This window comes from Stutzerimonas stutzeri, assembly GCF_009789555.1.
Lineage (GTDB): Bacteria > Pseudomonadota > Gammaproteobacteria > Pseudomonadales > Pseudomonadaceae > Stutzerimonas > Stutzerimonas stutzeri_R.
Genome location: NZ_CP046902.1, coordinates 442,907 through 466,906, shown reverse-complemented (window position 1 = coordinate 466,906; position 24,000 = coordinate 442,907). Strand labels below are relative to the sequence as shown.

At 62.8% G+C, this 24,000-nt stretch carries 25 protein-coding genes and 1 other RNA gene; 16 read left to right on the top strand and 10 right to left on the bottom strand.

From position 1 onward, the window contains the following. Position 1: 1 nt before the first annotated feature. The 3 genes from GQA94_RS02095 to gpmI all read right to left on the bottom strand — a co-directional run bounded on the left by GQA94_RS02095 (position 2) and on the right by gpmI (position 4,286). Positions 2–1,339 carry a S41 family peptidase gene (locus GQA94_RS02095; protein ID WP_158186512.1) on the bottom strand — a complete coding sequence of 446 codons (1,338 nt, stop codon included), beginning with the start codon at positions 1,337–1,339 and terminating at the stop codon, positions 2–4. A 41-nt stretch (positions 1,340–1,380) separates the two neighbouring features. Continuing rightward, positions 1,381–2,640, bottom strand: coding sequence for a murein hydrolase activator EnvC family protein (locus tag GQA94_RS02090; RefSeq protein ID WP_158186511.1), 1,260 nt, complete (start codon positions 2,638–2,640; stop codon positions 1,381–1,383). A gap of 107 nt (positions 2,641–2,747) precedes the next feature. Beyond that, positions 2,748–4,286, bottom strand: a complete 1,539-nt coding sequence (gene gpmI / locus GQA94_RS02085; protein WP_158186510.1) for a 2,3-bisphosphoglycerate-independent phosphoglycerate mutase — start codon at positions 4,284–4,286, stop codon at positions 2,748–2,750. A 142-nt stretch (positions 4,287–4,428) separates the two neighbouring features. Between gpmI and GQA94_RS02080 the strand changes: the two genes are divergently transcribed. The 3 genes from GQA94_RS02080 (at position 4,429) to secB (ending at position 5,684) form a co-directional block, all read left to right on the top strand. Next, on the top strand, positions 4,429–4,842 hold the full coding sequence (locus tag GQA94_RS02080; protein WP_158186509.1) for a rhodanese-like domain-containing protein: 414 nt from the start codon (positions 4,429–4,431) through the stop codon (positions 4,840–4,842). 2 nt (positions 4,843–4,844) lie between these two features. Then, positions 4,845–5,099, top strand: a complete 255-nt coding sequence (grxC, locus tag GQA94_RS02075; protein WP_158186508.1) for a glutaredoxin 3 — start codon at positions 4,845–4,847, stop codon at positions 5,097–5,099. 87 nt (positions 5,100–5,186) lie between these two features. Then, on the top strand, positions 5,187–5,684 hold the full coding sequence (secB, locus tag GQA94_RS02070) for a protein-export chaperone SecB (protein WP_158186507.1): 498 nt from the start codon (positions 5,187–5,189) through the stop codon (positions 5,682–5,684). 54 nt (positions 5,685–5,738) lie between these two features. Here the strand turns inward: secB and GQA94_RS02065 are convergent, their stop codons facing one another. Next, a complete protein-coding gene (locus tag GQA94_RS02065) occupies positions 5,739–6,716 on the bottom strand; it encodes an NADPH:quinone oxidoreductase family protein (RefSeq protein ID WP_158186506.1) in 978 nt (325 codons plus the stop codon). A 175-nt stretch (positions 6,717–6,891) separates the two neighbouring features. Here GQA94_RS02065 and GQA94_RS02060 point away from each other — a divergent pair, with 175 nt between their 5' ends. Next, complete coding sequence (locus tag GQA94_RS02060; protein WP_158186505.1) at positions 6,892–7,296, top strand: flagellar basal body-associated protein FliL; 405 nt, start codon at positions 6,892–6,894, stop codon at positions 7,294–7,296. A gap of 27 nt (positions 7,297–7,323) precedes the next feature. Here the strand turns inward: GQA94_RS02060 and GQA94_RS02055 are convergent, their stop codons facing one another. Next, on the bottom strand, positions 7,324–7,773 hold the full coding sequence (locus tag GQA94_RS02055; RefSeq protein WP_158186504.1) for an EVE domain-containing protein: 450 nt from the start codon (positions 7,771–7,773) through the stop codon (positions 7,324–7,326). A gap of 194 nt (positions 7,774–7,967) precedes the next feature. Between GQA94_RS02055 and GQA94_RS23205 the strand changes: the two genes are divergently transcribed. Next, entirely contained in the window at positions 7,968–8,117 is a 150-nt protein-coding gene (locus GQA94_RS23205; RefSeq protein WP_199270086.1) for a hypothetical protein, read from the top strand. A gap of 37 nt (positions 8,118–8,154) precedes the next feature. Here the strand turns inward: GQA94_RS23205 and GQA94_RS02050 are convergent, their stop codons facing one another. From GQA94_RS02050 to GQA94_RS02035, 4 genes are all read right to left on the bottom strand, one after another. Continuing rightward, positions 8,155–8,772 (bottom strand): 5-formyltetrahydrofolate cyclo-ligase, encoded by a 618-nt coding sequence (locus GQA94_RS02050; protein ID WP_158186503.1) that lies wholly within the window; start codon positions 8,770–8,772, stop codon positions 8,155–8,157. A 6-nt stretch (positions 8,773–8,778) separates the two neighbouring features. Then, positions 8,779–8,957: non-coding RNA, 6S RNA (gene ssrS / locus GQA94_RS02045), on the bottom strand. 33 nt (positions 8,958–8,990) lie between these two features. After that, entirely contained in the window at positions 8,991–9,305 is a 315-nt protein-coding gene (locus GQA94_RS02040) for a cell division protein ZapA (RefSeq protein WP_158186502.1), read from the bottom strand. Beyond that, positions 9,302–9,511: a TIGR02449 family protein gene (locus GQA94_RS02035; protein ID WP_158186501.1), complete on the bottom strand. Its 210-nt coding sequence runs from the start codon at positions 9,509–9,511 to the stop codon at positions 9,302–9,304. The genes GQA94_RS02040 and GQA94_RS02035 overlap by 4 nt, the downstream gene beginning before the upstream one ends. Before the next feature lie 123 nt (positions 9,512–9,634). On the opposite strand from GQA94_RS02035, the gene GQA94_RS02030 reads away from it, so the two are divergent. The 9 genes from GQA94_RS02030 to gcvP all read left to right on the top strand — a co-directional run bounded on the left by GQA94_RS02030 (position 9,635) and on the right by gcvP (position 21,575). Further along, entirely contained in the window at positions 9,635–10,189 is a 555-nt protein-coding gene (locus tag GQA94_RS02030; protein WP_158186500.1) for a YecA family protein, read from the top strand. 14 nt (positions 10,190–10,203) lie between these two features. Next, a complete protein-coding gene (pepP, locus tag GQA94_RS02025) occupies positions 10,204–11,535 on the top strand; it encodes a Xaa-Pro aminopeptidase (protein ID WP_158186499.1) in 1,332 nt (443 codons plus the stop codon). Between the two features lie 2 nt (positions 11,536–11,537). Further along, positions 11,538–12,716: a 2-octaprenyl-6-methoxyphenyl hydroxylase gene (ubiH, locus tag GQA94_RS02020; protein ID WP_158186498.1), complete on the top strand. Its 1,179-nt coding sequence runs from the start codon at positions 11,538–11,540 to the stop codon at positions 12,714–12,716. 103 nt (positions 12,717–12,819) lie between these two features. After that, complete coding sequence (locus tag GQA94_RS02015) at positions 12,820–14,040, top strand: 2-octaprenyl-3-methyl-6-methoxy-1,4-benzoquinol hydroxylase (RefSeq protein WP_158186497.1); 1,221 nt, start codon at positions 12,820–12,822, stop codon at positions 14,038–14,040. 97 nt (positions 14,041–14,137) lie between these two features. Next, entirely contained in the window at positions 14,138–15,139 is a 1,002-nt protein-coding gene (locus GQA94_RS02010) for an extracellular solute-binding protein (protein ID WP_158186496.1), read from the top strand. A gap of 144 nt (positions 15,140–15,283) precedes the next feature. Further along, positions 15,284–16,900: an ABC transporter permease gene (locus tag GQA94_RS02005; protein ID WP_158186495.1), complete on the top strand. Its 1,617-nt coding sequence runs from the start codon at positions 15,284–15,286 to the stop codon at positions 16,898–16,900. 142 nt (positions 16,901–17,042) lie between these two features. Beyond that, positions 17,043–18,125: a glycine cleavage system aminomethyltransferase GcvT gene (gene gcvT / locus GQA94_RS02000; protein ID WP_158186494.1), complete on the top strand. Its 1,083-nt coding sequence runs from the start codon at positions 17,043–17,045 to the stop codon at positions 18,123–18,125. A gap of 81 nt (positions 18,126–18,206) precedes the next feature. Continuing rightward, positions 18,207–18,596: a glycine cleavage system protein GcvH gene (gene gcvH / locus GQA94_RS01995; RefSeq protein ID WP_158186493.1), complete on the top strand. Its 390-nt coding sequence runs from the start codon at positions 18,207–18,209 to the stop codon at positions 18,594–18,596. Positions 18,597–18,698: 102 nt separating this feature from the next. Then, complete coding sequence (gcvP, locus tag GQA94_RS01990; protein WP_158186492.1) at positions 18,699–21,575, top strand: aminomethyl-transferring glycine dehydrogenase; 2,877 nt, start codon at positions 18,699–18,701, stop codon at positions 21,573–21,575. Between the two features lie 81 nt (positions 21,576–21,656). On the opposite strand, the gene yihA is transcribed toward gcvP, so the two are convergent. Next, positions 21,657–22,298 carry a ribosome biogenesis GTP-binding protein YihA/YsxC gene (yihA, locus tag GQA94_RS01985; RefSeq protein WP_158186491.1) on the bottom strand — a complete coding sequence of 214 codons (642 nt, stop codon included), beginning with the start codon at positions 22,296–22,298 and terminating at the stop codon, positions 21,657–21,659. 256 nt (positions 22,299–22,554) lie between these two features. On the opposite strand from yihA, the gene GQA94_RS01980 reads away from it, so the two are divergent. Together GQA94_RS01980 and GQA94_RS01975 are read left to right on the top strand one after the other, a co-directional pair. Next, positions 22,555–23,187: a c-type cytochrome gene (locus tag GQA94_RS01980; RefSeq protein ID WP_158186490.1), complete on the top strand. Its 633-nt coding sequence runs from the start codon at positions 22,555–22,557 to the stop codon at positions 23,185–23,187. A 182-nt stretch (positions 23,188–23,369) separates the two neighbouring features. Then, entirely contained in the window at positions 23,370–23,999 is a 630-nt protein-coding gene (locus tag GQA94_RS01975) for a thiol:disulfide interchange protein DsbA/DsbL (protein WP_158186489.1), read from the top strand. Position 24,000 lies beyond the last annotated feature (1 nt).

Below are 24,000 nucleotides of genomic sequence, written 5' to 3'. Positions count from 1 at the left end.
GTTACTGGCCGCGGGTGAGGTTCAATCCCTTGAGCAGGTTCAGGGCCTGGCCGAGTTGGAAATCCTCATCCTGGGGGCGCGGCGAATCGCTGGTGACCTGCGCGCCGCTGGGGCGTTCCGGGCCGCCGTTGCCGTTACCGAGGTGCCCGGCAAGATCCGCTTCGCGCACGCCCTCGATAGCCTGCTCGCGGGTGAGCTTGGCGCGGGTCACCTGAATATCCGGCTCGATGCCCTGGGCCTGAATGGAGCGCCCGTTAGGGGTGTAGTACAGCGCGGTGGTGAGTTTCAAGGCGCGGTCGTTGTTCAGCGGCAGCACGGTCTGTACCGAGCCCTTGCCGAAGCTGTCGGTGCCCATCACCACGCCGCGCTTCTGGTCCTGCAGGGCTCCGGCGACGATTTCCGATGCGGAAGCGCTTCCGCCGTTGATCAGCACGACCAGCGAGACGCCTTCGCTGGCGTCGGCCGGATCGGCGCTGAAACGCAGCTCCGAATTGGCGATGCGACCCTTGGTGTAGACGATCAGGCCGTCCGTCAGGAAGTGATCGGACACTTCGACCGCCGCCTGCAGCACGCCGCCCGGGTTGTTACGCAGGTCGAGCACCAGTCCGTTGAGCTTCTTGCCGTTTTCCTTGCGCAGGCGAGCAAGCGCCTTGCCGACTTCCTCGCCGGTATTGATCTGAAACTGGGTGACGCGCAAGTAACCGTAGCCGGGCTCGAGCATCTGGCTCTTCACGCTGTTGACCTTGATCACCGCGCGCGTGAGCTTGACGTTGAAGGGCTTGCCGCCCTCGCGTACCAACGACAGCGAAATGTCGCTGCCCGGCTTGCCGCGCATCATGCCGACCGCGTCCATCATCGACATGCCCTTGGTCGGCTTGCCATCGATCCTGACGATCAGGTCGCCTGCCTCGATGCCGGCCTTGGATGCCGGTGTGTCGTCGATCGGCGAGACCACCTTGATGAAGCCGTCCTCGATGCCGACTTCGATGCCGAGGCCGCCGAACTCTCCGCTGGTGCTTTCCTGCAGTTCGGCGAAAGCTTCGGGTTCGAGGTAGGCGGAGTGCGGATCGAGGTTGCTGAGCATGCCCTTGATGGCATTTTCCAGCAGGGTCTTGTCATCGACCGGCTCCACATACGCCGCCTTGATCCGGTCCAGCACCTCGGCGAACGTGCGCAGCTCGTCCAGCGGCAGCGGCGCCCTGTTGGCGGAGCTGTCCAGGGTGATCGGCTCTGGCGCCAGCTCTGCGGGTGGTTGCTGGGCCCAGGCGCTACCGTGCATCCCCAGTATGACGGCCAGGGCCAGGGTAGTGGGTTGGGCAAAACGGCGCAGGTGAAGCATGTCTGACTCCAGTTATGAGGGGCGCTAGCAGCCGAAGCGGCCTATCCTTGCGCGCGACACCATTGTGCCGGATCGCTTGGGCGACCCTGTTGGCGAATGGCGAAATACAGTGCGGCAGACTCCTGCCCGCCACTGGTTCCTACGGTGGCGATCGGGTCGCCTGCCTTGACGATTTCCCCGGCGTCGCGCAACAGGCTCTGGTTGTGCCCGTACAGGCTCAGATAGCCATTGCCATGGTCGAGGATCACCAGCAGGCCGGCCCCGCGCAGCCAGTCGGCGAACACCACCCGGCCGCCATGCACGGCGCGAACCTGCGTCCCCACCGCGGCGCCAATGAGCACACCGTCCCACTTGGTTCGAGCATCGCCGCCGCGCGGAGTGCCGTAGCGGGCGACCAAGCGTCCGTCCACGGGCCAGGGCAGCTTGCCTTTGGCGCTGGCGAACGGGCCGCCAAACGCACCGCCCGCGCTTGAAACCTGCGGGCCGGGCGCTGCCGAGCTGGCGCTGCCGGCGCGTTGCTGACGCGACTGTTCCTCACGCGCCAATGCCTGGGCGCGCTGGCGCGCCTGCTCGGCTTCACGTGCCTGGCGAGCCAGCGTCTGCTCGATTGTCTTGAGGACGCGCTCGAGCTGTGCCTGTTCCTGCCTGCGGGCCTTGAGCTTCTGGTCGCGGCTGGAATAGTCCCGGTCAAGCTTGGCCAGCGCCAGCTGGCGTTCCTTTCGCACGTCGGCGAGCTGGGCACGACGCTCTTGCAGCCCGTCCTGCTGTTCAGCCAGTGTCGTCTGTTGCGCCTCGATACCGGCTTCGACCCTGGCGAGTTGGGCAAGCGTTTCGTTGAAGCTTGCGACCTGCTCGAAACGGGCTTTGCTGAGGTAATCGTAATAGGTCAGGGTGCGGCTGAATTTTTCAGGGTTCTGCTGGTTGAGCAGGAGTTTGAGGTACTCCTGGCGGCCGCTCTGGTAGGCCGCACGCGCCTGGATGCCGATCAGCCGCTGTTGCTCGATACGAGCGCCTTCAAGGGTAGTCTTCTCGTCATTGAGGCGCTCGAGTTCCGCCTCGCTGCGATCGATTTCCTGCTGTAAAGCATCGACCTGCTTTTCGAGCTGGCCCATCTCGCTTTCGGTGGTCTGCAACTGCTTCTGAACGGCGGATTTCTCCTGCTCGATCTGCTTGAGCAGCTTCTGCAGTTCGGCGACGTCCTTGCGCGCCGTTTCGATCTGTCTGCGTGCGTCGGCGCGCTCGTCCGCCATGGCCGAGCCAAGCAGGCAGAAGAGCGCGAATGCGAAAAGAATACGAGGCATGTGAGGGACAAGCCGGAAGGTTTGGGGTCGCCGTAGTATGCCTAAAAAAGCAGCTGGAAGCTTGAGCCCTCAGCGCGAAGCGAAGGCCCGGCATCCCGCTTCCCTCTTCAGCTTTGCAGTTCGATGATCGAGCGGCCGGTCATCTCCGGTGGGGTCGGCAGCCCGAGCAGGGTCAACATGGTCGGGGCCACATCGGCCAGCACGCCGCCTTCGCGCACCGTCAGGTTGCGTTTGCCGTAATAGATGAACGGCACCGGCTCGCAGGTATGCGCGGTGTGGGCCTGGCCCGTCATGACGTCTTCCATTTGTTCGACGTTGCCATGGTCAGCGGTGATCAAGGCTTCGCCACCGACCTTGTCCAGCGCATCGACAATGCGTCCGATGCAAGCGTCCAGGCATTCCACCGCCTTAACCGCGGCCTCGAACACGCCGGTATGGCCGACCATGTCGCCGTTCGCATAGTTGACGATGATGACGTCGTAGCGTTGTTGCTCGATGGCCTCGACGATGCGGTCGGTCACTTCCGGAGCGCTCATTTCCGGCTGCATGTCGTAGGTGGCCACCTGGGGGGAGGGGATGAGAATGCGCTCCTCGCCGGGGAATGGCTCTTCACGGCCGCCGGAGAAAAAGAAGGTGACGTGGGCGTATTTTTCGGTCTCGGCGATGCGCAGCTGAGTCTTGCCGTTGTTGGCCAGGTATTCGCCCAGGACGTTGGTGAGTCCTTCCGGCGCGAAGGCGCTGGGTGCGCAAATGCTGGCGGCGTACTGGGTCAGCATGACGAAGCCCGCCAGGTTCGGTACCCGGGCCCTGGGAAATTCTTTGAAATCGGGTTCGACGAAGCAGCGGGTCAGCTCGCGCGCGCGGTCGGCGCGGAAGTTCATGAATACCACGGCGTCGCCGTCTTCGACCGTCACTGGCTCGCCGATGGCGGTCGCCTTGACGAACTCGTCGCTTTCGCCACGTTCATAGGCGGCGATCAGGCCGTCTACCGCATAGTCGGAGCGATACTCGGCCTTGCCATCGACGATCAGATGATAGGCCTGCTCGACGCGATCCCAGCGGTTGTCGCGGTCCATGGCGAAGTAACGGCCGATCAGGCTGGCGACGCGGCCCTTGCCCAGACGGGTGAAGGTCGCCTGCATCAGTTCGATCGAATGCTGGGCGCTTTTGGGTGGCGTATCACGCCCATCGAGAAAAGCGTGCAGGTAGATCTTCTCAGCGCCGCGTTTGGCAGCCAGTTCGGCCATGGCGACCAGGTGGTCCTGGTGGCTATGCACGCCGCCGTCCGATAGCAGGCCAAGGATATGCACGGCCTTGCCCGCACTGACGGCTTTGTCCACCGCGGCACAGATGGCCGGATTCTCGAAGAAGTCGCCGTCGCGGATGGATTTCGTCACGCGGGTGAAATCCTGGTACACCACCCGGCCTGCGCCCAGGTTCATGTGCCCCACCTCGGAATTGCCCATCTGTCCGTCCGGCAAGCCGACATCCATCCCGCTGCCGGAGATCAGGCCATGCGGCTGGGTGGCGAGCAGGCGGTCATAGACCGGCTTGTTGGCGGCATGGATGGCATTGTATTCAGGGCTGTCGCTGTGTCCGAAGCCGTCGAGAATCATCAATACCAGGGGTTTGGGCGCGGCAGGCATGTAATCTGGCTCCTTGCACGAGGGCGCGAAAAATGGCGGCCAGTCTACTGGCTGGCCGGTTTGGCGTCACGACTCCCAGGGTTCAGCCCGGTTGAGGGGCTGTGTATACTGGCCCGCATTTTATCCCCCGGGTACCCTATTGATGGTCGCTAACCTGATTGAATTTGTCTCTAACCACTATGTCCTGGTCAGCATCTTTCTGGTGCTGCTGGTTCTTCTCGCCATCACCGAGGCGCGCAAGGGCGGCAAGAGCCTGAGCAATCGCGAGCTCACCGGTCTGGTCAATCGCGACGAAGGCGTGGTGTTGGACGTGCGCGCGAAGAAGGAGTTCGACGCCGGTCACATCGTGGATGCATTGAACATTCCCTACGACAAACTGGTCAGCCGATTGGGCGAGCTGGAAAAGCACAAGGGCAAGACGATCGTCGTGGTCGATGCCATGGGCCAGCACGCTGGAACGGCCTGCCGTGAGCTGCAAAAGGCAGGCTTCAACGCCGCCAAGCTGGCCGGAGGGATTTCCAGCTGGCGCGGCGAAAACCTGCCAGTGGTCAAGTAAATATGCCTAAAGTCGTCATCTACACCACCGCCTGGTGCCCGTATTGTATCCGGGCCAAAAGCCTGCTCGATCGCAAGGGTGTCAGCTACGAGGAAATCGCCGTGGATGGCAAGCCCACCCTGCGCTCGGAGATGGCCTCCAAGGCCGGGCGCACATCGGTTCCGCAGATATGGATCGGTGACGAACACGTCGGTGGCTGCGACGAGCTACATGCGCTGGAGCGGTCGGGTCGGCTGGATCCGCTGCTGCAGGCATGATTCGATCAACCGCCTGCCCGGTGCTCGACCCGTGTCGACGTTGGCGGGGCGGTTCCCAATACGACATGCACAACCAGAAGGTTTCACATGACTGAACAAGCGAACAACGGCGCGGCTGCGGGTCAGGAAGAGCAGGGCGCACAGTTTTCCCTGCAGCGGATCTATGTCCGCGACCTTTCTTTCGAGGCCCCCAAGAGCCCGGAAATCTTCCGTCAGGAGTGGAATCCGAGCGTTGCGCTGGATCTGAATACCAAGCAGAAGACGCTCGAGAACGACTTCCATGAAGTGGTGCTGACGCTCTCCGTGACGGTCAAGACGGGTGAGGACGTTGCGTTTATCGCCGAGGTTCAGCAGGCCGGCATCTTCCTCATCAAGGGGCTCGAGGCCCAGGCGATGAGCCACACACTTGGCGCATTCTGCCCGAACATCCTGTTCCCCTATGCCCGCGAAACGCTCGACAGCCTGGTCACTCGCGGCTCGTTCCCGGCGCTCATGCTGGCTCCGGTGAACTTCGATGCGCTTTACGCCCAGGAAATGGCGCGCATGCAGCAGGGCGGCGGTGCGGCGCCCGCCACTGCTCACTGATCCCGCCTCGTTTCACCTCACCGCAGGGCGCCTGGCGCCCTGCGGTTCGATCACTCAACGCACCTTCACGACCAGTTTGCCGACAGCCTTGCGCTGGGCCAGCGTGTTGATCGCTGTCGCAGTCTGTTCGAGTGCGAAGGTCTGCGACACCAGTGGCTTGAGCTTGCCTTCAGCGTGCCAGGCGAACAGCTGCTTGAAGTTGGCTGCGTTGTCCTGCGGCTGACGCCGGGCGAAACTGCCCCAGAATACGCCGATCAACGAAGCGCCCTTGAGCAACGGCAGGTTGGCGGGCAGCGAAGGGATGTCGCCTGCGGCGAATCCGACCACCAGCATCCGGCCATTCCAGGCGATGCTGCGAAATGCCTCTTCGAACAGGCTGCCGCCTACCGGATCGTAGATCACATCCACCCCTTGGCCCTCGGTGAGCTCCTTCAGACGCTCCTTGAGGCTGCCTTCGGTGTAGTTGATCAGCTCGTCCGCGCCTGCGTTTTTTGCCACCTCCAGTTTTTCGGCCGTCGAGGCGGCAGCGATGACTCGGGCGCCCATCGCCTTGCCGATCTCTACGGCAGCCAGGCCGACGCCTCCCGATGCGCCCAGTACCAGCAGGGTTTCGCCCGGTTGCAGGTTGGCGCGTTGCTTGAGCGCATGCATGGACGTGCCGTAGGTCATGCTGAACGCGGCGGCCGTTTCGAAATCCATCTGCGCGGGGATCGGCAGCACGTTATCCGCGGGCGCGGCCACCTGCTCGGCGAAGCTGCCCCAGCCGGTCAGGCCCATTACCCGGTCCCCGACCTTCAAATGGGTGACCTTTTCACCGACAGCGGCAACCACTCCGGCGGCCTCGCCACCCGGTGAAAAGGGAAAGGGCGGCTTGAACTGGTACTTCCCTTCGATGATCAGCGTGTCCGGAAAGTTGACGCTGGCAGCGTGCACGTCTAGCAGCACCTCGCCCTTTTTGATCTGGGGGCTATCGGTTTCTTCGATGACGAGATTTTCGGCCGGGCCGAATTCTTTGCACAGGACAGCTTTCATCGGGTTTCCTTATTATCGTGAGAGATGAGGCCATGGCCGTTCGATCCGATCAGTCTAGAAGCCTGCTCGCGGCGCGCAACGAGCATGGCCTGTCCTGATGGCAGTCCATAAGGCCGGGCTTGGGTCGACGCCTGTCACTGGTTATGCTGATGGTCGTATCCCTTGGAGTTGTCCCGTGAAGCGAATCCTTGTTGCCTTCTTCGCTCTTTGCGTCGCGCTGCCGGCACTGGCCGAACCATCCGAAGCCGATGCGGCTGCGACCAAAACCATCTATTACGCGCTGGTCCCGGCGCTGGTCGGTAATTACGGTTCCGATGGCAGGCTGAAGTACTACAAGGCCGACATCGCCCTGCGGGTCAGCGGCACGGAGGCGGAGGCGAAGGTCAAACACCACGAGCCGTTGATTCGCAATCAATTGGTGATGCTGTTTTCGCAGCAGACCGATGCGAGCCTCGGAACGGTCGAGGCCAAGGAAGCGTTGCGCCAGGAGGCACTCAAGCAGGTTCAGGCCGTGCTCGATCAGGAAGAGGGCGAGCCGCTGGTCGACGACCTGTTGTTCAACAACCTGATCGTCCAATAACGACAGTATTGGACAAAGTGCGGCTATTCAGCGCATGGCCAGGATGGCGCGCCACTCGCTCTCGCTGACCGGCATTACGGAAAGCCTGTTGCCTTTGTGCACCAGGGGCATTTGCGCGAGGGCCGGCTCCGCCTTCAGTCGAGCCAGCGTCAGCGTTGAGTCGAAGCGTTCGACAAAGGCGACGTCGACCGCGCTCCACGGGTTTTTCGCTTCGGTGGCCCTGGCGTCCCGGTAGGGGCTGTCGGGGTCGAGCGCCGTCGGGTCCGGGTAGGCGGTGCGCTGGATGCTGCCGATTCCGGCGATGCCGGGCGTCGCGCAGCTCGAGTGATAGAAGAAGAACCGGTCGCCTTCGAGCATCTGGCGCAGAAAGTTGCGGGCCTGGTAGTTACGCACGCCATCCCAGCGACTGGTGCCGAGCCGCTCCAGGTTCTGGATGGAAAACTCGTCCGGTTCGGACTTCATCAGCCAGTACGGCATGGTCTTTGCTCACCTATTGATAGTTCAAGGGTTCTCAAACGCAACATCCCCGACAATCGGTCGCAACGCGGGTTTGCGCTGTACCGAGGCATGACGGAGAATGCCGCGCTTGAGGTTGGCATTGTCGAGTCTGGAAAACCAAAACGATACTGACTCGACGCAACACTGTCGCCTTGCAGGGGGAGGCGAAATCTATGAAACGCAAGCCAGATATTCTTTGGGTCTTGGTGCTGATTTTTGGGCTCGGCGTCGTAACGACCGGTTATACCCAGGGGCTGTGGGATCGACCGGATGACGCCTCTTCGATGATTCCGATCAGCCACTCGCAACAGCTGCAGCGCTGAACGAGCACGCCGCATGGATGCGGTCCATTACGCCGATTCAGTGCGTTCCGCCGGGTTTTGCATACCAGCCCCGGTCCGTCACCGTAGCCTGTAAGCTGACATCCCAGCTGGCCAATGGCAGCCGGTCGACCTTCTGGCTTTCATGCGCAAGACCCAAAAGCGTCGGTTTGTGACCTTTTTTGCGCCTGGTGCGGTAGGCCAGGCTGCGATCATAGAAGCCACCCCCCATCCCCAACCGACCGCCGTGCTCATCGAACCCGACCAAGGGCATCAGCACCAGATCGAGTGCCCAGATGCGGCGCTGTCGGGCTCGGCAGAATGCAGGCTCGGCAATGCCGAAGCGATTCGGTTTCAGGCGCTCGTTCGGCTCGATCCGCTGAAATACCATGCGTGTGCGCGGCCAGGCGTTGAGCACGGGCAAATAGGTTGCCTTGCCGCGCCGCTGCGCTTCACGCAGCAAGGGGCGGGGGTCTATTTCCCCGTCATTGGGCAGGTACAGGGCGATGTGTCGCGCGCGGCGAAACAATGGGTGCTGGGACAGTTGCCGATAGAGCGATCTGGCGGCCTGGCGTTGTTGAACGGCCGAGAGCCGGCGACGAGCTTGTCGCAGTTGACGTCGCAAGGCCGGGCGCGAAAGGCCTTCGGCTACGATCATGGAATGAGGCTCCCCAGCATGCCGCTGCCCGCGTAGGCCCTTGAACCCGAGAGTTCAAGGTGGCGACTACAGAGTACCTTAAGGCTTTCCGTCAGGCGGACATGCACACCGGCACTACGTGTAGCCTCCATGGTGTTGCTTATCGGGAGAGGGTCATCGCCGACTGGCGAACATGCCAGGGAGTGGGCGGGATTATAACGCAATCTGACTGCCGTTCATCAGTTGCCGGACGGGTTTGGATCGGCGGCCAGTGCGCTGTCGACCCGTTCCAGCAGCGTACGCACATGCTCGCGGGCGCTGTTGGCTTCGGCGTCCAGGCGGTCATGCTTGTGCAGCAGCTCATGGGTGATGTTGAGCGCGGCCATCACGGCGACGCGGTCAGCGCCGATGACTTTTCCGCTGCTGCGGATTTCCCGCATCTTGCGATCCAGGTAATGGGCGGCGCCTTCGAGGTTGCTGCGTTCTTCGGGCGGGCAGGAAATGCAATATTCCTTGTCCATGATGTGCACGGTAACGGTGTTCGGCTGGGTCATGAGTCCTGCTCCAGGGCTTTCAGGCGCGAAATCATTGATTCGACCTTCACTCGTGCCATTTCGTTCTTTTCGATCAGATGAGCGCGCTCCTCGCGCCAGGCCTTCTCGCTATGGAGCAACAGGCGATTCTGCGCCTTGAGTTGCTCGATGCGCTGAATCAGCTGCTCCAGCTTGGCGGTCAGCAATTGCAGGTCGGCGTCTTCCATGGGGATTCCCGGTAGGTGGCGCGAGCGGTAGGCGGTCCGGCTTCGATGGTCTTGGCTCGTATGCCGATGCTAGGATACAAGGCCTCATTCTAGACATTAGCGCCGCTGTGCGCCTAGCTGCCAATGCCCATTCAGAACTCGCCGTATGCTGCTTTCGCCACATTGCTGGCCAGCAGTGCCCAACCCGTCACACCCGCCGAGCTGCACGGGCTGTTGCTTGGACGCAGCTGCGCCGGTGCCGGTTTCGATGTCGATACCTGGCTGAACGACGCCGCCGAGCTGCTCGGTGCCGAGCCCGAGGAGTCGGTGCGCCAGGCGCTTATCGGCCTGCAAGAGATGGTCAAGGGCGAACTCGCCGGTGACGACATCGCCATCGTCCTGCTGCTGCCCTCCGACGATGCGCCGCTTGCCGAGCGTGCACTCGCGCTGGGCCAGTGGTGCCAGAGCTTCCTGGCCGGCTTCGGTTTGATCGCCGGTGACCGCGCACTGAGCGGCGAGGCCATGGAAGTGTTGCAGGACATGGCGGCGATCGCACAGATCCAGGATTCGCTGGACGAGTCCGAAGACGGCGAGAGCGATTACATGGAAGTCATGGAGTACCTGCGCGTGGCGCCATTGCTGCTGTTTACCGAATGCGCGAAGCCGGTAGCGGCGACACCCAAGCCCTCCCTGCATTGAGGACCCGTCTGCCCATGATCCGCATCCCGAAATCGGAATACGCCCGTCGGCGCAAGGCGCTGATGGCCGAGATGGAACCCAACAGCATCGCCATCCTGCCGGCGGCGCCGATGTACATCCGCAACCGCGACGTCGAGCATATCTATCGTCAGGACAGTGACTTTCAGTACCTGTCGGGATTCCCCGAGCCGGAGGCGGTAATCGCGCTGATCCCTGGCCGCGAGCATGGCGAATACGTGCTGTTCTGTCGTGAGCGCGATCCGGCACGTGAACTGTGGGACGGTCTGCGGGCAGGCCAGGACGGTGCCATCTCCGAATACGGCGCCGATGACGCCTTTCCCATCGGCGATATCGACGACATCCTGCCGGGCCTGATCGAAGGACGTTCGCGCGTGTACTACGCCATCGGCAGCAATCAGGAGTTCGATCATCGGTTGATGGAGTGGATCAACACCATCCGTTCCAAGGCCCGTCAAGGCGCGCAGCCGCCGAACGAGTTCGTCGCCCTCGATCATCTGTTGCACGACCTGCGCCTGTACAAATCGGCAAATGAGATCAAGGTCATGCGCAGCGCGGCGCAGGTATCCGCTGGTGCCCATGTCCGCGCCATGCAGGCCAGCCGTCCGGGGCTATACGAGTACCATCTGGAAGCGGAGCTGGATTACGAATTCCGCAAGGGCGGGGCGAAGATGCCGGCGTATGGCTCTATCGTCGCGGCCGGCAAGAACGCCTGTATCCTGCATTATCGTGAGAACGATGCCCTGCTCAAGGACGGTGACCTGGTGCTGATCGACGCCGGTTGCGAGCTCGATTGCTACGCCAGCGACATCACCCGTACGTTCCCGGTCAACGGCCGCTTCTCGCCCGAGCAGAAAGCCATCTACGAGGTGGTGCTGGCCGCCAACGAAGAGGCGTTCAAGCATATTGCCCCTGGCAAGCACTGGAACGAGGCGCACGAGGCGACCGTCCAGGTCATCACGGCCGGACTGGTCGAACTGGGTCTGCTGCGCGGCGACATCCAGACGCTGATTGCCACGGAAGCCTACAAACCTTTTTATATGCACCGCGCCGGCCACTGGCTGGGCATGGACGTGCATGACGTGGGCGACTACAAGGTCGGCGGGGAATGGCGTGTGCTCGAACCTGGCATGGCGATGACGGTGGAGCCTGGTATCTATGTCGCCCCGGACAATCAGGATGTGGCGAAGAAGTGGCGGGGTATCGGCGTGCGCATCGAAGATGATGTGGTGGTAACCCGAACCGGCTGCGAGATCCTGACCGGCGGTGTGCCCAAGACGGTCGAGCAAATCGAGGCCTTGATGGCGAACGCGGTCGAGGTCGCCTAGCCATGGGTTCGATCGCCATCGTGGGCGGCGGGCTGGTTGGCGCCAGCCTGGCGTTGGCGCTGCAGAAAGGTGCCAGGTCACGCGGCTGGACGATCGAGCTGATCGAGCCGTTCGAGCCGGGCAACGAGTATCAGCCCAGCTATGATGCGCGTTCGACAGCGCTTTCCTACGGTACCCGGCTGATCTATCAGCGGCTGGGTGTCTGGGAGCGGATTGCCGAGCGTGCCGAGCCGATCACCTGTATCCATGTCTCCGATCGTGGCCGCGCAGGTGCTGCCCGTCTCGATGCAGGCACCGAGCAGGTACCGGCGCTGGGCTATGTGGTGGAAAACGCCTGGATTGGCCATTGCCTGTGGCAAGCGCTCGATGACCGGGTCGTGGTTCGCCGCTGCCCGGCTGAAGTCGAGCGCATGCAGCCCTTGCCTGGCGGGTATCGGCTGACGTTGACCGACGGCCAGGGGCTCGATTGCGACCTGGCGGTTCTTGCCGACGGCGGCCGGTCCGCGTTGCGCGAGCAGCTCGGCATCGAGATCAAGTGCACCCCCTATGACCAGTCGGCCCTGATCGCCAACGTGACGCCGGGCAAGCCGCACGGTGGGCGCGCGTTCGAGCGTTTCACCGATTACGGGCCGATGGCGCTGCTGCCCTTGCAGGACAATCGCTGCGCGCTGGTCTGGACCCGCTCGGAACAGGACGCCGCGCGTCTGGCTGCGGTGCCCGAAGCGCAATTCCTGAGCGAACTGCAGCAGGCATTCGGCTATCGCCTGGGCGGCTTTCAGCAGGTCGGCGCAAGGCATCTCTATCCGCTGATGCTCATCGAGGCCCAGGAACAGATTCGTGCCGGTCTGGTCGTACTGGGCAACGCCGCCCACAGCTTGCACCCTATTGCCGGGCAAGGGTACAACCTGTCGCTGCGAGATACCGAGGCACTTGCGGTTGCGCTGTTGAGCAGTTCGGCCCGCCTGGGCGATCTGGCCGTGCTGCAGGCTTATTACCGGCAGCAGCGTTCGGATCAGCGGCTTACCGTCGGCTTTTCCGATCAACTGACCCAACTGTTCGGTGGATCGGCTCGTCTGTCCATCGCGGGGCGCAACCTGGGGCTGCTGGGGTTGGACCTGCTGCCGCCTGCCAAGACCTGGTTTGCGAGACAGGCCATGGGGCTCGGTGTGCGTGCGCGTTGATCGCGTGCGCACGCGAGGTTGTTCGTTAATCGGAGCGTTCGGGGCGGGGCGATCCTCGCCAGACATGCCGCAAGCCTCTGGCTCGGCGCATAGGAGAGCAGCAATGCACGCGGACCTCATCATTGTCGGCGCCGGAATGGTCGGCAGTACCCTGGCCTTGGCGCTGCAGGGCGCCGGGCTGAGCATCAAGCTGATCGACGCCGGTCCGTTGGACGTCCAGCCCTTTGCGCTGACCGACCCTTTCGAGCCGCGTGTCAGCGCGCTGTCCGCGGCCAGCCAACGGATTCTCGAGCGCGTCGGCGCCTGGCCGGGCATTGCCGGCCGGCGCATCAGCCCCTACACCGATATGCAAGTGTGGGATGGCTCCGGTACCGGGCAAATACATTTTTCCGCCGCATCGGTGCATGCCGAGGTGCTCGGTCACATTGTCGAGAACCGCGTCGTGCAGGACGGCCTGCTGGATGCCCTGAAAGCCAGTGGCTCCATCGATCTGCTGCCCAATGCGCGTCTGGAGCGGCTGCAACAGACCGAGCACGGCTGGAGCCTGACCCTCGCTGACGGGCAACAGTTGGGCGCCGACCTGGTGGTGGCGGCCGACGGCGCCAATTCGGCAGTCCGTCGCCTGGCGGGCTGTGCAACCCGCGAATGGGACTATATGCACCACGCCATCGTCACCAGCGTGCGGTGTGCCGAGCCGAACCAGCAGACCGCCTGGCAGCGCTTCACCGATGATGGCCCGCTGGCGTTCCTGCCGCTGCAACGCGACGAAGACACGCATTGGTGCTCCATCGTCTGGTCGGCGACCGAGGCCGAGGCGCAGCGACTGATGGCGCTCGACGATCAAGCTTTCTGTCAGGCACTCGGGCGCGCGTTCGAGTACCGTTTGGGCGATGTGCTGGAAGCCGATCCGCGTCTGTGCATTCCCTTGCGACAGCGCCATGCCAAGCGCTATGTACAGCCCGGGCTGGCGCTGATCGGCGATGCGGCCCACACCATCCATCCACTGGCGGGCCAGGGCGTCAACCTCGGTTTGCTCGATGCCGCGGTGCTTGCAGAGGTCCTGCTGGCCGCCTTTGCACGCGACGCCAGGCTGGGGGACATGCGTGTACTGACGCGCTTCGAGCGACGCCGGATGCCGCATAACCTGGCTATGATGGCCGCGATGGAGGGTTTCGAGCGTTTATTCCAGGCTGACCCGCTCCCGCTGCGCTGGTTGCGCAACACGGGCTTGAAAGCGATGCAGGCAATGCCCGAAGCCAAGGCCTTGTTCGTACGCCAGGCCTTGGGCCTGAGCGGCGACCTGCCTGTTCTTGCACGGGTCTAGAGGCGAGGACTGTGGCCGCGCGAATTGTCGCGTTGAGAAAGTAAATGACATTCACTACTATTCAGCCTCGTTCTTCAATTGAGTAAGAGGCTGATCCATGCAGGCAAGCAAAGGTTTACTCGCCGCTCTGGCGCTCACGGCGCTGTCGAGCGCTGTACAGGCTGCCGATGAAGTGGTGGTTTATTCCTCGCGGATCGACGAGCTGATCAAGCCGGTGTTCGACGCCTATACAGCCAAGACGGGCGTCAACATCAAGTTCATCACCGACAAGGAAGCGCCACTGATGGCTCGCATCAAGGCCGAAGGTGAAAATACGCCGGCCGATCTGCTGCTGACGGTCGATGGCGGTAACCTCTGGCAGGCCGAGCAGATGGGCATCCTTCAGCCGCTCGATTCCGAAATCGTCAAGGACAACATTCCCGCGCAGTACCGCTCCTCCGCCGATGCCTGGACCGGCCTGTCGCTGCGTGCCCGGACGATCGTCTACTCGCCCGAGCGGGTCAAGCAGGGCGAGTTGACCACCTATGAAGCGCTCGCCGACGCAAACTGGGAAGGCCGCCTGTGCCTGCGCACCAGCAAGAAGGTCTACAACCAGTCGTTGACCGCTACCATGATCGAGACCCACGGTGCCGAGAAAACCGAAGCGATCATCAAGGGTTGGGTGAACAACCTCGCCACCGACGTATTCGCTGACGACACGGCCCTGATCCAGGCGATCGACGCCGGTCAGTGCGACGTGGGTATCGTCAATACCTATTATTTCGGCCGTCTGCATGCGCAGAACCCCGATCTGAAAGCCAAGCTGTTCTGGCCGAACCAGCAGGACCGCGGCGTTCACGTCAACCTGTCCGGCATCGGCCTGACCAAGCACGCCCCGCATCCAGAGGCCGCGCGCAAACTCGTCGAGTGGATGACCACCCCCGAAGCACAGAGCATCTTTGCCGATGTCAACATGGAGTTCCCGGCCAACCCCGCCGTGAAGGCCTCTGCTGAAGTGGCCGCGTGGGGCGATTTCAAGGCTGACACCATCCCGGTCGAGGTCGCCGGCAAGCGGCAGGCCGAAGCCATCATGCTGATGGATCGCGCCGGCTGGAATTGAGGCGCGGCAGGTAACGGGCGCCGGCTGGCGGGGCGCAACGCCTCGCGCAGAGGCGTCGTACCGATTCGCCGTAGCCTGCGCTGCCGGTATACTCGACGCCCCCTGCATGCCGGGGGCGTCGTCTTTTTTGCATCCGAGGCCTGCGTGTCCCACCCTGTCGAGCACCGTTGGTACCCCATCTCCCTTGCGGTAGCCGCGCTGGTGCTGTTGCCGTTGAGCGTCCTGGCGTTCAGTTGGGGCGACATCGATACCGGCATCTGGTCCCATCTCTGGCAAACCCAGATGCCGCGGCTGCTGAGCAATACGCTGACGTTGGTCCTGGGCGTCGGGATCGGCGTCACCGTGCTGGGTGTCAGCCTCGCGTGGCTGACCTCCCTGTGCGAGTTTCCGGGACGCCGCTGGTTGGATTGGGCGCTGATGCTGCCCTTTGCGATTCCTGCCTATGTACTGGCATTCGTCTTCATTGGCCTGCTGGATTTCTCCGGACCGGTGCAGACGCTGGCGCGCGAGTGGTTCGGTAGCGGGGTGCGCTTTCCCCGAGTCCGCTCCACCGGTGGGGTGATCATCGTGCTGGTGCTGGTGTTCTACCCCTACGTCTATTTGCTGGCGCGCTCGGCGTTCATCGCCCAGGGCAAGGGTTTGATGGAAGCGGCACGCGTCCTCGGCCAGTCCCCCTGGCGCGCATTCTGGAGCGTGGCGTTACCGATGGCGCGACCGGCGATCGGTGCCGGGCTGGCTCTGGCGTTGATGGAGACGCTGGCCGATTTCGGTGCGGTCGCAGTATTCAATTTCGACACCTTCACCACCGCCATCTACAAGACCTGGTATGGCTTTTTCAGTCTCACCAGCGCGACTCAGTTGGCCAGCCTGCTGCTCCTGGCGGTGATGCTGGTGCTCTACGGCGAGCGGCGCGCGCGCGGTGCGGCCCGGCCGGCAAACGACCGGGCTCGTTCGGCGGTGCTTTATCGTCTGCGTGGCTTCAAGGCTTTCGCTGCCAGCAGTTGGTGCGGTCTGGTATTTGTCTGTGCGTTCGTCATTCCTGTACTGCAATTGCTGGTCTGGCTCTGGCAGCGCGGGCGCTTCGATCTTGATGAACGTTATACCGGGCTGATCCTGCATACGCTTTACCTGGGCGCGCTGGCAGCTTTCATCACGGTGGCCGTGGCGCTGCTGCTCGCCTTCGCCCGGCGTCAGGCGCCGGTGCGAACCGTCAAGACGGCGGTCGGATTGGCGAATCTGGGATATGCGCTGCCCGGGTCGGTGCTCGCGGTGTCGATCATGCTCGCCTTCAGTTATCTGGATCGCGAGCTGGTGATCCCGCTGTCGGCATGGCTCGGCGGTGCCGGCAGGCCGATCCTGCTCGGTAGCCTCGGGGCTTTGTTGCTGGCTTATCTGATTCGTTTCATGGCGGTGGCGTTCGGCCCGCTGGAAAGCGCGCTGGCGCGAATTCGGCCGTCGCTGCCGCAGGCATCGCGCAGTCTCGGTGTCGGTGGGCCGGCACTGTTCTTCAGGGTCTACCTGCCGCTGTTGTTGCCCGGCACGCTCAGCGCCGCGTTGCTGGTGTTCGTCGACGTATTGAAGGAGATGCCGGCCACGCTGCTGATGCGGCCGTTCGGGTGGGATACGCTGTCGGTGAGGATTTTTGAAATGACCAGCGAGGGTGAGTGGGCGCGGGCCGCCCTGCCAGCGTTGACGCTGGTTGTCGTCGGTCTGCTGCCGGTCATCCTGCTGATCCGCCGTTCGGCTCGGCGGATCGGCTGAGCGCTCGCTCCATCGCCTCGCCGTGACCTGTCACGACCTTGGGGCTACAATGCGCGCCATCCAAAAAACGTCGGGCTTGGCGGCTCGACTCTAATAAGCTTTACCCACGCCGCTTCGGCGACCTGCCCGGAAGGAGAAACCCATGGGTCAGCGTACTCCCCTCTACGATCAGCACCTCGCGCTTGGCGCCAAGATGGTCGATTTCGGCGGCTGGGACATGCCGCTGCATTATGGCTCCCAGGTGGAGGAGCATCACCAGGTGCGACGTGATTGCGGGGTGTTCGACGTCTCCCACATGACCGTCGTCGACGTTGCGGGGCCCGACGCCAAAGCCTATCTCCAACGCCTGTTGGCCAACGATGTGGGCCGCCTCGCGCAGGTAGGCAAGGCGCTGTATACGGCGATGCTCAATGAGCGCGGCGGCGTCGTCGACGACCTGATCGTCTATCTCACCGACTGGGGCTATCGCCTGGTCGTCAATGCCAGCACGCGTGACAAGGATCTGGCCTGGATGCAGGCGCAGGCCGAGGGTTTTTCCGTCGACGTGAACGAGCGTCCCGAGCTGGCGATGCTGGCGATTCAGGGGCCACAAGCGCGCACAAAGACTGCCGAGCTGGTCAGCCAGCCGCGAGCCACGCTGATCCAGGAACTGAAGCCGTTTCACGGTCAGGCCGCTGGCGACTGGTTCATCGGGCGTACGGGCTATACCGGCGAGGACGGCCTGGAAATCATCCTGCCGGCCGAACAGGCGCCGGATTTCCTCAGTGAACTGGTCGGGGCCGGCATTTCGCCGATCGGGCTGGGCGCGCGCGACACGCTGCGCTTGGAGGCTGGGCTGAATCTCTACGGCCAGGACATGACCGAAGATGTCTCGCCGCTGCAAGCCAACATGGCCTGGACCGTGGCGTGGGAGCCAGCCGAGCGCGACTTTATCGGTCGAGCGGCTCTGCAGGCCGAGAAACAGCAGGCTGATCTGCCGAAGCTGGTGGGCCTGGTGCTCGAAGAGCGTGGCGTGCTGCGTGCCCACCAGACTGTGCGGGTCAACGGTGTGGGCGAAGGCGAGATCACCAGCGGCAGTTTTTCGCCTACGCTTGGCAAAGCCATCGCACTGGCGCGTGTTCCGGCCGGCGCAGGAGATCGGGCCGAAGTGGAAATTCGCGGTAAATGGTATCCGGTCCGCGTGGTGCAGCCGACTTTCGTGCGTCATGGCAAAGTACTGGTGTAAATTCGGCCAACGGCTTCTTTGCAGCGGGTGGCCAAGCCTGCTTCGTGCCCCCAAACCGACAGTTTTTTTGAGGACATACGAATGAGCGACATTCCCAGCGATCTGCGTTACGCCGCCAGCCACGAATGGGCCCGTCTCGAAGCGGACGGCAGCGTAACCGTCGGCATTTCCGATCACGCCCAGGAAGCGCTGGGCGACGTGGTCTATGTGGAGTTGCCGGAAGTAGGCCAGCAAGTTGTCGCCGGCCAGCAGGCGGGCGTCGTGGAGTCGGTTAAGGCCGCTTCGGACATCTACGCACCGATTTCCGGGGACGTGATCGCCATCAACGAACAGCTCACTGACTCGCCCGAAATGGTCAACAGCGAGCCCTATGGCAGCTGGTTCTTCCGGCTACAGCCGAGCGATGCCTCGGAGCTGGACAAGCTGCTCGACGCAGAGGGGTACAAGGCCTCCTGCGACGCCGAAGCCTAAGCGTTCCCTATCCAGAAGCCTTGCGATGCGGGTATGTGAAACCGAGCGTAGCGGTTTCACAAAGGGCTGCATGGCGGGGCTTTCCTTTTCGAGAGAGCAGTGATGTCCCACGTGCCGCGCCTTTCCCAGCTCCAGCAACCTGACGCGTTCCTGCGTCGTCATCTTGGCCCCGATGCGGCCGAGCAGCAGGCCATGCTCGATGCGCTCGGGCTGGCCAGCCGCGAGCAACTGGTCGAACAGACCGTGCCGCCGGCGATCCGCCTTCAGGGCGAGCTGGCGCTACCGCCCGCGTTGGACGAGCAGGGCGCATTGGCGCGTCTGCGCAATTATGCCGAGCAGAACCAGCTCTGGACCAGCCTGATCGGCATGGGCTATCACGGCACGATCACCCCGCCGGTCATCCTGCGTAATGTGCTGGAAAATCCCGGCTGGTATACCGCCTACACGCCTTACCAGCCGGAGATCGCCCAGGGGCGGCTGGAGGCACTGCTGAATTTCCAGCAATTGACCATCGACCTCACCGGGTTGGACCTGGCCAACGCCTCGCTGCTCGATGAAGCGACTGCCGCGGCCGAGGCCATGACCCTGGCGCGTCGCATGGCCAAGAGCAAGAGCAACAGCTTCTTCGTCGACGAGAACTGTCACCCGCAGACGCTATCGGTCGTGCGTACTCGCGCCGAGGCCTTCGGCTTCGAACTGGTGGTCGGCCCGATCGGCGATATCGCGTCGCGGGAGGTTTTCGGCGCCTTGCTGCAGTATCCGGACACCCATGGCGAGATCCACGATCTGCGCCCGGCCATCGAGCAATTGCATGCGCAGCAGGCGCTGGCGTGCGTCGCTGCCGACCTGCTCAGCCTGTTGTTGCTCACGCCTCCGGGTGAGCTTGGTGCTGACGTGGTGCTCGGCTCGACCCAGCGTTTCGGCGTGCCGATGGGGTACGGCGGCCCGCACGCGGCCTATTTCGCCACCCGTGATGCGTTCAAACGGGCCATGCCCGGCCGCATCATTGGCGTCTCCAAGGACGCGCGCGGTAATACCGCGCTGCGCATGGCACTACAGACGCGCGAGCAGCATATCCGTCGGGAAAAGGCCAACTCCAACATCTGCACGGCGCAGGTGCTGCTGGCCAACATTGCCAGTTGCTACGCTGTCTATCACGGCCCCGAAGGACTCAAGCGCATCGCCCAGCGCACCCACCGGCTGACGGCAATCCTCGCCAGCGCGCTGGAGCAGCATGGCATTCAGCGCGTCAATCGGTACTTCTTCGACACCCTGACGCTGGAGGTCGGCGGTGCTCAGGCGGCAATCCTCGAAAGCGCCCGGGCGGCGCGCATCAACCTGCGCATCCTCGGGCGCGGAAAGCTTGGCGTCAGTCTCGACGAGACGTGCAGCGAGGCGACGGTCGAGCAGTTGCTTTCGATCTTTCTCGGGGCCGATCATGGGCTCGAGGTTTCTCAGCTGGATGCAGGCGACGTCGCCAGCGGGATTCCGTCGGAGCTGCAGCGCAGCAGCGCGTATCTGACGCATCCGGTGTTCAATACCCACCACAGCGAAACCGAGATGTTGCGCTACCTCAAGCAGCTCGAGAACAAGGACCTGGCGTTGAACCAGGCGATGATCCCGCTCGGCTCCTGCACCATGAAGCTCAACGCCACCAGCGAGATGATCCCGATCACCTGGCCGGAATTCGCCAACTTGCACCCCTTCGCGCCGCAGGAGCAGGCCCAGGGCTACAAGTTGATGATCGACGAACTGGAAGCCTGGCTGTGTGCGATCACCGGGTTCGATGCGATCTCGATGCAGCCGAACTCCGGTGCACAGGGCGAATACGCCGGCCTGGTGGCCATCCGCAAATATCACGAAAGTCGTGGCGAAGGTCAGCGCGATATCTGCCTCATTCCGTCCTCGGCGCACGGCACCAATCCGGCCTCGGCGCAGATGGTCAGCATGCGTGTGGTCATCGTCGAGTGTGACAAGGCCGGTAACGTCGATCTGCAGGACCTCAAGCGCAAGGCCGCCGAAGCCGGGGACAAACTGTCCTGCCTGATGATCACCTACCCCTCGACCCATGGTGTGTACGAAGAAGGCGTGCGTGAAATCTGCGAGGCGATTCACGCCCAGGGCGGCCAGGTCTATATGGACGGCGCCAACCTCAACGCCCAGGTCGGCCTGGCGCGCCCAGCGGATATCGGCGCCGATGTTTCGCACATGAACCTGCACAAGACCTTCTGTATTCCTCATGGCGGTGGCGGTCCCGGCATGGGGCCAATCGGCATCAAGGCGCACCTGGCGCCCTTCGTTTCCAATCATCCGGTGATCGAGCTGGAAGGCCCGAATCCGGAAAACGGCGCGGTCAGCGCGGCGCCCTGGGGCAGCGCCAGCATTCTGCCGATCAGTTGGATGTACATCGCCATGATGGGGCCGCAACTGCGTGACGCCACCGAGGTCGCGATCCTCGGTGCGAATTATCTGGCGATGCGTCTGGGCGATGCTTTCCCGGTGCTCTACAGTGGCCGCAACGGTCGCGTGGCCCATGAGTGCATCATCGATGTGCGGCCAATCAAGGCGCAAACCGGCATTACCGAGGAAGACGTCGCCAAGCGTCTCATCGATTATGGATTCCATGCCCCGACCATGTCCTTCCCGGTCCCCGGGACGCTGATGATCGAACCTACCGAGAGCGAATCGAAGGCGGAGCTGGACCGTTTCGTCGAGGCGATGTTGAGCATCCGCGCCGAGATCGCCAAGGTGCAGGACGGTGCCTGGCCGGCAGAGGACAACCCGCTGGTACGCGCGCCGCATACGCTGGCCGATGTGACCCATCCCTGGGATCGCCCCTACAGCATCGCCGAGGGCGTGACGCCGAGCGCGCATACCCAGGCGCACAAGTACTGGCCGGCAGTGAACCGTGTCGACAACGTATTCGGTGATCGCAACCTGTTCTGCGCCTGCGTGCCGGTCGAGGATTACCGCGACTGACACGCAGCGGAGCAGGGGCGATGCTGTGTTCCGCACGGTGGATCGATAAACCGCGATCTGCCGTGCGGCACCGTTGCCGCGTCAGTTTTCTTCCTGGGAATCTTCTTCCAGCATTCCGAGCAACTGCGCCAGCTTCAGTTGCGCTTCTTCCACGCCCTGACGCTTGGGCGCCGAGAACAGTTGCACGCTGACCCCGTCGCCCCAGCCCTTGCGGATATCGCGCTGAATCGCCAGCAAGGCGTTCTTTGCCGCACCGAAGGCGAGCTTGTCCGACTTGGTCAGAAGAATGTGCAGCGGCATTTCGCTGGCGCTGGACCAGTCGAGCATCATGCGGTCGAACTCGGTCAGCGGGTGGCGGATATCCATCATCAGGAATACACCTGCAAGGCTCTCGCGGCTGCTCAGATAGGCTTCCAGGTGGCGCTGCCAGTGCTGCTTCAGTGGAATCGGCACCTTCGCATAGCCATAACCGGGAAGGTCGACCAGGCGATGGTTGTCATCGAGGCGGAAAAAGTTGAGCAGCTGGGTGCGCCCCGGTGTCTTCGACGTGCGAGCCAGGCTGGCATGGGTGAGGGTGTTCAGCGCACTGGACTTCCCGGCGTTCGACCGGCCGGCGAAGGCAACCTCGAGGCCCTCGTCAGCCGGGCATTGATCGACCTTGGCGGCGCTGGTCATGAAGGTGGCTTGCTGGCAGAGGCCGAGAATCGGGTTTTTCAGGAGCATGGGCTTTCCGGTGAGTGCGCGGGGTGCGGCAATGGTTCGTTTCCGTTTCAGGAGCGCCAGTATATAATGCCGCAGATTTTGTGTGCGCTTTGGTCTGAACAAGCCCCGTACAACGGTTTCTCCAGCTGCCGGCAGGCTCTGTCGATAACTGCGTTCGGGCGTCAGGCACCGCGCCACTTCAACGAGCATTGCCAGGGTCCTGGGACGGGCATGCCGAATAAGATTTTTAAACCCTTAGCCGTAGTTGGATGAGCTGATGAACAAAGTACTCGTGAGTCTGCTGTTGACCCTTGGCATCACCGGTATCGCCCACGCGGCTGGAAATGCCGAAGCCGGTCAGGAGAAGGTTGCAGTTTGTGGTGCCTGTCACGGTGCCGATGGCAACAGTGCCGCACCGAACTTCCCCAAACTGGCAGGTCAAGGCGAGCGCTATCTGTTCAAGCAGCTTCAGGACATCAAGGCCGGCAGCACGCCGGGCGCTCCGGAAGGGGTTGGGCGCAAGGTGCTTGAAATGACCGGCATGCTCGATCCGTACAACGAGCAGGACCTTGCCGATATCGCAGCCTATTTCGCCAGCCAGAAAATGACGGTTGGCATGGCAGATCCGGCGCTGGTCGAGCACGGCGAAAAACTGTTCCGTGGCGGCAAGCTGGAACTGGGCATGCCCGCCTGTACCGGGTGCCACGCACCGAACGGTGTCGGTAACGACCTGGCGAGCTTCCCACAGTTGGGTGGCCAGCATGCCGCCTATACGGCCAAGCAACTGACCGATTTCCGCGAAGGTGCCCGTACCAACGACGGCGACGCGATGATCATGCGCACCATTGCGTCCAAGCTGAGCAACAAGGACATCGAAGCCCTGTCCAGCTACATCCAGGGTCTGCACTGACAGCATCGGCCACGGCCGGTTGGAAGGGCGTTCAGGTCGCGAACCTGGACGCCTTTTTTGTTTTTGGCACCGCTACAATCATTGTCAAGATATTGAAAAGCGGCGAAAAGCGCTGGCGAGCGAAGATGATTTGCTGCAGCCTGTCGCGATATCGGTCCGTCGTTCAACGCCAAGGAGTCATCATGCGTAAACTTGTTCTGAGTGCCGTACTTGCCACCGCCAGCCTGTTCGGCTTGTCCGCTCATGCGGCGGAGTTCCAGGCAGGCAAGGAATATGTCGAACTCAAGACTCCGGTACCCGTGGCAGAGCCGGACAAGGTCGAAGTCGTCGAATTGTTCTGGTACGGCTGCCCTCACTGCTATCAGTTCGAGCCGATCATCAACCCCTGGGTAGAGCAACTGCCGGACGATGTGGACTTCAAGCGTATCCCTGCCATGTTCGGTGGCGTCTGGAATGCTCACGGCCAGATGTTCCTGGCGCTGGAGTCGATGAACGTCGAGCAGAAGGTCCATGACGCGGTGTTCAATGCCTATCACCGCGACGGTAACAAGTTGGAAACGCCAGAAAAAATGGCCGACTTTCTCGCCGGCCAGGGCGTCGATCCGCAAGCTTTTCTCAAGGCCTACAACTCGTTCGGTGTGAAGAGCCGTGTCGAGCAGGCGAAAAAGCAGGCCATGGCCTACCAGATCACTGGCGTACCGGTGATGATCGTCAACGGCAAGTACCGTTTCGATATCGGCTCGGCGGGCGGCCCCCAGCGCGCATTGGAAGTCGCCGATTTCCTGATCGAAAAAGAACGCGCTGCCCGGTAAT